Genomic DNA, 6,889 nt, shown 5'->3' on the forward strand with positions numbered 1-6,889 from the left:
CATTACTCCTGACGACCGTCAGGCCATCGACAGCTAGATGTTTGAGTCAACCAACCCCAACCGGGACATGCTAAAGTTGGCTGTCCACTGAGTTCAGCGCGCTCTTGATGTTCGTACCCAAGAGCTCGTAGCCGGCGAACACCACGACTGCGACTGCGGCGAGGATCAACGCGTATTCCGCCATCGTCTGACCGCGCTGATACTCCCGGATCCGAACGATAAACTTGCTGAGCGCATCCATACCTTCCTCTCCTTGTCTGATTAATTTTTATGTGGGGTGGCGGATGGGTTATTCCGCCACCCCGGAATTCATGCTTCTCGACTAGAGTTGGCTGTCCACTGAGTTCAGCGCGCTCTTGATGTTCGTACCCAAGAGCTCGTAGCCGGCGAACACCACGACTGCGACTGCGGCGAGGATCAACGCGTATTCTGCCATCGTCTGACCGCGCTGATACTCGCGCACCTTCACAAACATTCTCGTGATCATATCCATTTTCCCGTGTCCTCCTGTCCTTTTTTTGCCGAAATTGGCATTGTCCCCATTAATTAACGCCCCCCGTTCAACCTCGCGCCGCAGTCCAACGGCGCCAGCTTGTCTCGATTTATTCTTCCCCGCGGAAGAAAATCCTCGCTTGCGGCAACTTTCGCTGGTGCCAGGGCGGGACTGAGACGGAGCATCTCTCGTGCCATCTTGATCTATTCAGCAATCTCTTCGACTTTTTTGCTTTAAGCGGGACTACCATAGGCTAATGCGCGCACTGATGCAACTCTCGGTTGCGAAGCCGCAACAGATTAGGGTCTAAAACGCGCGTCATTGGAAAGCTTAAAAGAGTCAGAGGGCTTTTAACTAAACATGAACTGGTTGAACGATAGAAATCAACAAATTGTAGTCATTTTCGATTCCAACCACTAAATGGAGGGTATGGCGTTCTGAATCGCAGCCTAGCTGGCTCTACGAGCCTTTCGGCTTTAGTTGACAGGTTCGAAGGTGATCTGATCACCCACCTGCGTCGAACTCTCGTCCGCCGCGCCAGCCGGAAGCTCGAGTGCTTTTCGCGCTCCGAATACGATCGAGGAGACGCGCCACGGCCTCAGGCGCCGATTGATCCTGATGACCGTGTTGCCGCGCCCCAGGAAAACGATATCGATCGCGAAACGCATGAAGAACATGTGCATCCACATCAACGGCGCGAATCGCCCGTTATCGAATAGCATCCCCATTCCGGGCTCGAGGCCGTCGCGACCCAGCAGCCCGCGGCTCTGACCGCCGAGACCGCCGGCGTTCTCGAGCCGCGCGCAGAGCACGGTCCCGCGGGATTGATTGACTGCTCGGAGCGGAGATTGGCGCGTCGGTGTCGGCGGCGCATCGGGCGGTCGGGACTGTCTCATTACGTCATCATGTAATAAACTCACGAAAGTTTCATGGGATACATCCCGATATTTTTCGACGTGACCGGCCGCGAATGTGCCGTAGTCGGCGGCGGCGAGGTCGCTGCGGGCAAGGTCGAGTCGCTGTTGGAGGCCGGCGCTCACGTGACGGTCGTGAGTCCGCGCCTGTCGCGCTCGATGGAGGCGATCGTTGCCCGCGGGCTCGTGACTCACATCGCTCGTGATTATGAGCGCGGCGACATCCGCGGATGCGTGCTGGTCCATGCGGCGACCGACGATCCGAAACTCCATCGCGAGCTGGCCGCCGAGGCGCGCGCGCTCGGAATCCCGATAAACGTCGCCGACCTCCCCGAGTTGTGCACGTTCATCGCGCCCGCGGTTGTCAAGCGCGGCGCGCTCCAAATCGCAATCTCGACCGCGGGTGCGTCGCCGGCCTTTGCGGCCCGGCTGAAACGCACGCTGGCGCAACAGTTCGGGACCGAGTACGCGATCACGCTCGAAGTGCTGCGCGCTGCGCGCCGGCGGTTGCATGCCGATGAAATCGATCCCGCCGATCGCAGGCGCCGGCTCAAGGAGCTGGCCAACTCCGCGCTGCCCGAGGCGATCGCCATCGGCGACCTGGCCGCGATCGAGCGGATACTCGCCGCTCATTTGGGTCGCGGTGTTGGTCTGGACCGGCTCGGAATCGACTCGGCCGCGCTCGGCCTCACGCGCGCAACGGAAGTTCCGGAGTGAACCGCATGCCGATGGACACGCTATGGCTATTGCCCGCGCTTGCTTGTTACGCGCTCTCTGCCGCGTTGTTTGTGTTCGATCGTTTGTCGGGCCGTACGCAAGCGACCGGCTACGCAGTTGCGATACTCGGCGCGGGCGTGGTCTTTCATGCTTTCGATTTGACCGCGCGGGGTCTGCAGGCCGGCAATATTCCGGTCGCCAATTTTGCGCAGGCGCTATCGTTTCTTGCCTGGCTTACCGCGCTGGCGGGGCTGCTGATGATCGTGCGCTTGAGGCTGGCGGTGATCGGCGCATTCGTGGCGCCGGCGGTGACTCTGGCTCTGGGAGCGGCTTCGCTCACGATGAGCAGCGGGCGCGTGGTTTTGCCGGCTTCCCTGCGCAGCGTATGGCTGCCGATTCACGTCACCCTGGCGATCCTGGGCTACGCGATGTTCGTGCTGGCGGCGAGCGTGAGTATCGCCTACCTGGCCTACGAGTCGCGGCTCAAGTCCAAGCGCGCGATCGGTCCGGCCAACGAAGGCGCGCCGAGTCTCGAAAAGCTTGACCGAATCAACTATCGCCTGCTGGGATGGGGCTTCATCATGCTCAGCCTGGCGATCGTGAGCGGCGCGATTTGGGCCGACGCGAGGTGGGGTCATTTCTGGTCATGGGAGCCCATTGAATGCTGGTCGCTGGCGATTTGGGTGCTCTACGCGGGCCTGCTCGAATCCCGCCTTACGATAGGATGGCGCGGGCGGCGCGCCGCGGCGCTCACTTTGGTGGTGTTCAGCCTGTTGGTTGTTTCGATCGTGGGCGTTAACCTGATTTTTCCGGGCAAACACGGCGGCAGTTTCGGCTGAAAATGGATCAGACTTTATTTATCGTCGGCATAAACCATCGCAGCGCTGCGGTTGGGTTGCGTGAACGCCTGGCGTTTGCCGACGAGGAGATCGCTGCTGCGCTGGGCAGGCTGCGGGACTCGTCACCCGCGGTCCTGGAGGCGGCGCTGATTTCGACCTGCAATCGGGTCGAGGTGGTGGGCGTCGCCTCCGATCCGGCGCGCGCGGCCGATGACACGCTGAAGTTTCTGGCCGCCGATCGAAACGTCGCGCAAGCCGCGTTCGCCGACGTGATTTATAGTTCCGCCGGGCGCGACGCCGCGCGTCATCTGTTCCGCGTGGGTGCGAGTCTCGATTCGATGGTCGTTGGCGAGCCGCAGATATTGGGCCAGCTCAAGATCGCCTACGCGCAGGCGTCCGAGGCGGGCAGCGTCGGCCCGATTCTGCATCGCGCGTTCCACAAGGCGTTCAGCGTCGCCAAGCACGTGCGCAAGGGCACGCTTATCGGCCATGGAGCGGTCTCCGTCAGTTCCGTGGCAGTCGCGCTTGCGGGCCAGATTTTCGACACGTTGAAAGACAAGACCGTGATGCTGATGGGCGCGGGCAGAATGGCGGAGTTGACCGCCCGCCAGTTGAACGCGCTCGGAATCGAGTCGCTGCTGATCACCTCGCGCACTTTCGATCACGCAGTCGCGCTCGCGCGCGAGCTTGGCGGCACCGCGGTGCCGTACAGCAACTACAAGCCGCACCTCAAGATGGTGGACGTGCTTATCGGTTCGCTCGCATCCACCAAACCGGTGCTCGGCCCCGAGGAATTCGAGTCCGTGATTCGCGAGCGCCGCTACCGGCCGATGTTTCTGATCGACATGGGCGTGCCGCGCAATTTTGACGAGCGGCTCAACGCGCTGCAAAACGTCTATCTGTACGACATCGACGATCTCGGCGCGCTGGTTAAACGATCGCTCGGCGATCGCGAGCGCGAAGCCGAAAAGGCCGAACAGATCGTCGAGCTCGAACTCGAATCGTTCCTCAGGTGGCTGGCGGGCCTCGACCTGACCCCCACTATCAAGGACATCCGCTACAGTGTCGAACGGCTGCGCGACGTCGAGATGGGACGCCATCGCGGCTGGCTGGCGCAACTGGAACCCGCGGTGCGCGAACGAGTCGAATTGCTTACTCACGGACTGACCAACAAACTGCTGCATCGCATTCTGTCCGGCCTCAAGCATCACGACAACAAAACGCTCGATGCCGCGTTTGCCGCCGAGGTCGCCCGCCGCCTGCTCGGTGCTGAATTGGACGCGCAAGTCCGCGATCTCGACGACGCGGACGACGATGACGACACGGGCACCGAGTGACCGCGCGGCGCACTGAACCCCCATGTCGCTCAAGCCCAAGCTCAAGATCAGAATCGGTTCGCGGCCAAGCCAGCTGGCGCTGGTCCAGGCGTCGATGATGCGGGAGCGGCTCGCGGCGCAAATTTCCGATGTCGATCCCGAAATTGAAATCGTTGAGATCCGCACCAGCGGCGACAAGCTTATGTCGGCGTCGCTCGCGCAAGTGGGCGGCAAGGGACTCTTTATCAAGGAGCTCGAGCAGGCGCTCACCGATCGCAGGATCGACGCCGCCGTCCATTCGATGAAAGATCTTCCCGCGGTCCTGCCGCCGCAGTTTCGCCTGGCTGCGGTGCCGGGGCGCGAGAATACCGCCGATATCCTGGTGACGCGCGACGGCTCGGCATTGTCGGCGCTGCCGGCGGGCGCGCGGCTTGGCACCTCGTCGTCGCGCCGCCATTTCCAGGCGCTCAGGATGAATCGGGGGCTTGCGGTTCTGCCGTTGCGCGGCAACGTCGATACGCGTTTGAAGCGCGTCGCCGACGGCAGCTTCGACGCGATCATAATCGCGATGGCGGGGGTGAAGCGGCTGGGGCGGTTGCGCGAGGTGAAGTTCGTCGAGCTCGATGGCCGCGATTTCATCCCGGCCGGGGGGCAGGGCGCGCTTGCCATCGAAACGCTTGCCGAGCGCGACGACCCGGTTTCAAATGAACTCGATCGCGCGCTTTGCGCGATCAACGACCCGCGCGCTTTCTACGAAACCGCGGCCGAACGATCGTTCCTGGCCGCGATCGATGCGTCCTGCACGACGCCGGTCGGCGTAAGCGCAAGCATCGTGGGCGACACGCTCGCGCTCGCGGCGATCCTGTTCAGTCCCGACGGCGCGCGCGAGCTGTCGGAGTCGATGGAGCAACCGATAGCGCCCGGCCTCGCGCCGTCCGCCGCCGAAAGTTCCGGCAAGCGGCTGGCGGAAAAAATGCTCGCGCGGGACGCTGCCGCGATTCTTCGGTCTTGAATGAGCGCGCGCGCCAAGCATCAGAATCGGGGGATAGTCTTCCTGGTTGGCGCGGGTCCCGGCGCCTCCGATCTGATCACGGTTCGCGGCGCTGACGCTTTGAGCCGCGCCGACGTCGTTATTTACGACCATCTGGTGAGTCCTGAATTGATCCGGCTCGCGCCGCCCAAAGCCGAGTTGATTTACGCCGGCAAGAAGGGCGGCGCCGGAAAAAGTATCGAGCAATCCGAATTGAACGCGATGCTGATCGAGCGCGCGCGGATGGGGCGCGTCGTGATCCGGCTCAAGGGTGGCGATCCATTTATCTTTGGACGCGGCGGCGAGGAGGCCGAGGCGCTGGTCCGTGGCAACGTGCGGTTCGAGGTGATCCCGGGGGTCACGTCGGCGATTGCAGGACCGGCCTTCGCCGGCATTCCGCTGACCCATCGCGAACACGGCTCGTTCGTCGCGTTTGTCACCGGCCATGAGGACGAAAGCAAGGGCGCGCGCTCAACGGTTCCGTGGGACGAACTCGTCGCGGCGGCTCGGGGCCGCGGCACGATCGTTATCCTGATGGCGACGGCGCGGATGCGCGCAACGCTGGATCGAATCCGCGCGGCCGGACTTGCGGCGGAAACTCCGGCGGCTGCGGTCCAATGGGCGACGACTGCCGCGCAGAAGACCGTCAGCGCGACGCTCGCGACACTCGCCGACGCGTCCGCGCGCGCTGGAATCGGCGCGCCCGCCGTTATCGTGGTCGGAGAGTGCGCGGGCCTGCGCGAGCATCTCAAGTGGGTCGAGCGCATGCCGCTGTTCGGCCGCACTGTGGTGGTCACCCGATCGCGTGAGACCGCCTCACAGTTCGCCACGGCGCTCAGACGGCTGGGCGCGGAGGTGGTGGAATTTCCGACGATCGAAACCGCACCGCCCAGGAGCTACGCGGCGCTGGACCGGGCGATCGCGCGTCTGTCGTCACCGGCGCGAAATTCCTTCGACTGGATAATCTTCACGAGTGCGACGGGAGTCGAGAGCTTTGTCGAACGGCTGAAGTCGCGCGGCCGCGATATTCGCGAGCTCGGGCGTGCGTCGATTGCGGCGATCGGACCGGCAACCGCGGCGCGGCTTGCCGACTATGCGCTACGCGCCACGGCGGTTCCCGACGAGTATCGCGCGGAGCAAATTATTCCGGCGATTGGACTCAAGCGGATTCGCGGCAAACGCTTCCTGATTCCGCGGGCCGAAGTTGCGCGCGAGGCCTTGCCCGAAATTCTGCGCGACAAGGGCGCCAAAGAAGTCGAAGTCGCGCCCGCCTATCGAACCGTCAAGCCCAAGGGCGCGCAGATCGAGCGGATGCGCGAGCTGATCGCGGCGGGGTCGATCGATCTCGTGACGTTTACCAGTTCCAGTACGGTGACAAATTTCTGCGACCTGATCGGCGCGCCGGCGAGCCTCCTCAAAGCCGCGGCGATCGGGCCGATAACCGCGGCGACGGCGACCGAGCGTGGATTCGAGGTGGTCGTCACGCCCGCCAAATACACGATTGCGGCTCTGACCGAGGCGATCGCCGAGTATTTCGGCAGGGCTGAGCCCTGCACCCAGGATTAAGAGACCGCGCGCCC

8 protein-coding genes are annotated in these 6,889 nt (G+C 63.2%); 5 read left to right on the top strand and 3 right to left on the bottom strand.

Translation table 11 applies throughout. The annotated features are described in order from the left end of the window. Positions 1 to 70: 70 nt before the first annotated feature. From VIO10_RS03295 to VIO10_RS03305, 3 genes are all read right to left on the bottom strand, one after another. Positions 71 to 241, bottom strand: a complete 171-nt coding sequence (locus VIO10_RS03295; protein WP_331959284.1) for a Flp family type IVb pilin — start codon at positions 239 to 241, stop codon at positions 71 to 73. 81 nt (positions 242 to 322) lie between these two features. Then, positions 323 to 493, bottom strand: coding sequence for a Flp family type IVb pilin (locus VIO10_RS03300; RefSeq protein ID WP_331959287.1), 171 nt, complete (start codon positions 491 to 493; stop codon positions 323 to 325). A gap of 476 nt (positions 494 to 969) precedes the next feature. Beyond that, complete coding sequence (locus VIO10_RS03305) at positions 970 to 1,389, bottom strand: DUF192 domain-containing protein (protein ID WP_331959290.1); 420 nt, start codon at positions 1,387 to 1,389, stop codon at positions 970 to 972. Between the two features lie 33 nt (positions 1,390 to 1,422). Between VIO10_RS03305 and VIO10_RS03310 the strand changes: the two genes are divergently transcribed. Genes VIO10_RS03310 through cobA form a run of 5 tightly spaced genes read left to right on the top strand, consistent with a single transcriptional unit; the run spans position 1,423 to position 6,875 of the window. After that, positions 1,423 to 2,124 carry a bifunctional precorrin-2 dehydrogenase/sirohydrochlorin ferrochelatase gene (locus VIO10_RS03310; RefSeq protein WP_331959293.1) on the top strand — a complete coding sequence of 234 codons (702 nt, stop codon included), beginning with the start codon at positions 1,423 to 1,425 and terminating at the stop codon, positions 2,122 to 2,124. Positions 2,125 to 2,129: 5 nt separating this feature from the next. Continuing rightward, positions 2,130 to 2,963: a c-type cytochrome biogenesis protein CcsB gene (ccsB, locus tag VIO10_RS03315; protein WP_331959304.1), complete on the top strand. Its 834-nt coding sequence runs from the start codon at positions 2,130 to 2,132 to the stop codon at positions 2,961 to 2,963. 2 nt (positions 2,964 to 2,965) lie between these two features. After that, positions 2,966 to 4,300, top strand: coding sequence for a glutamyl-tRNA reductase (gene hemA / locus VIO10_RS03320; RefSeq protein ID WP_331959296.1), 1,335 nt, complete (start codon positions 2,966 to 2,968; stop codon positions 4,298 to 4,300). 22 nt (positions 4,301 to 4,322) lie between these two features. Next, on the top strand, positions 4,323 to 5,291 hold the full coding sequence (gene hemC, locus VIO10_RS03325; RefSeq protein ID WP_331959299.1) for a hydroxymethylbilane synthase: 969 nt from the start codon (positions 4,323 to 4,325) through the stop codon (positions 5,289 to 5,291). Then, positions 5,292 to 6,875, top strand: coding sequence for a uroporphyrinogen-III C-methyltransferase (gene cobA / locus VIO10_RS03330; protein ID WP_331959302.1), 1,584 nt, complete (start codon positions 5,292 to 5,294; stop codon positions 6,873 to 6,875). The last annotated feature ends 14 nt before the right edge of the window (positions 6,876 to 6,889 follow it).

This window comes from Candidatus Binatus sp. (genome assembly GCF_036567905.1).
Taxonomy (GTDB): Bacteria; Desulfobacterota; Binatia; order Binatales; family Binataceae; genus Binatus.

Bases quoted from the DNA above. Each gene is read 5' to 3' on its own strand.
- VIO10_RS03295 (WP_331959284.1), bottom strand. From the start codon at position 241: ATGGATGCGCTCAGCAAGTTTATCGTTCGGATCCGGGAGTATCAGCGC.
- hemA (WP_331959296.1), top strand. From the start codon at position 2,966: ATGGATCAGACTTTATTTATCGTCGGCATAAACCATCGCAGCGCTGCG.
- VIO10_RS03310 (WP_331959293.1), top strand. From the start codon at position 1,423: ATGGGATACATCCCGATATTTTTCGACGTGACCGGCCGCGAATGTGCC.
- VIO10_RS03300 (WP_331959287.1), bottom strand. From the start codon at position 493: ATGGATATGATCACGAGAATGTTTGTGAAGGTGCGCGAGTATCAGCGC.
- VIO10_RS03305 (WP_331959290.1), bottom strand. From the start codon at position 1,389: ATGAGACAGTCCCGACCGCCCGATGCGCCGCCGACACCGACGCGCCAA.
- cobA (WP_331959302.1), top strand. From the start codon at position 5,292: ATGAGCGCGCGCGCCAAGCATCAGAATCGGGGGATAGTCTTCCTGGTT.
- ccsB (WP_331959304.1), top strand. From the start codon at position 2,130: ATGCCGATGGACACGCTATGGCTATTGCCCGCGCTTGCTTGTTACGCG.
- hemC (WP_331959299.1), top strand. From the start codon at position 4,323: ATGTCGCTCAAGCCCAAGCTCAAGATCAGAATCGGTTCGCGGCCAAGC.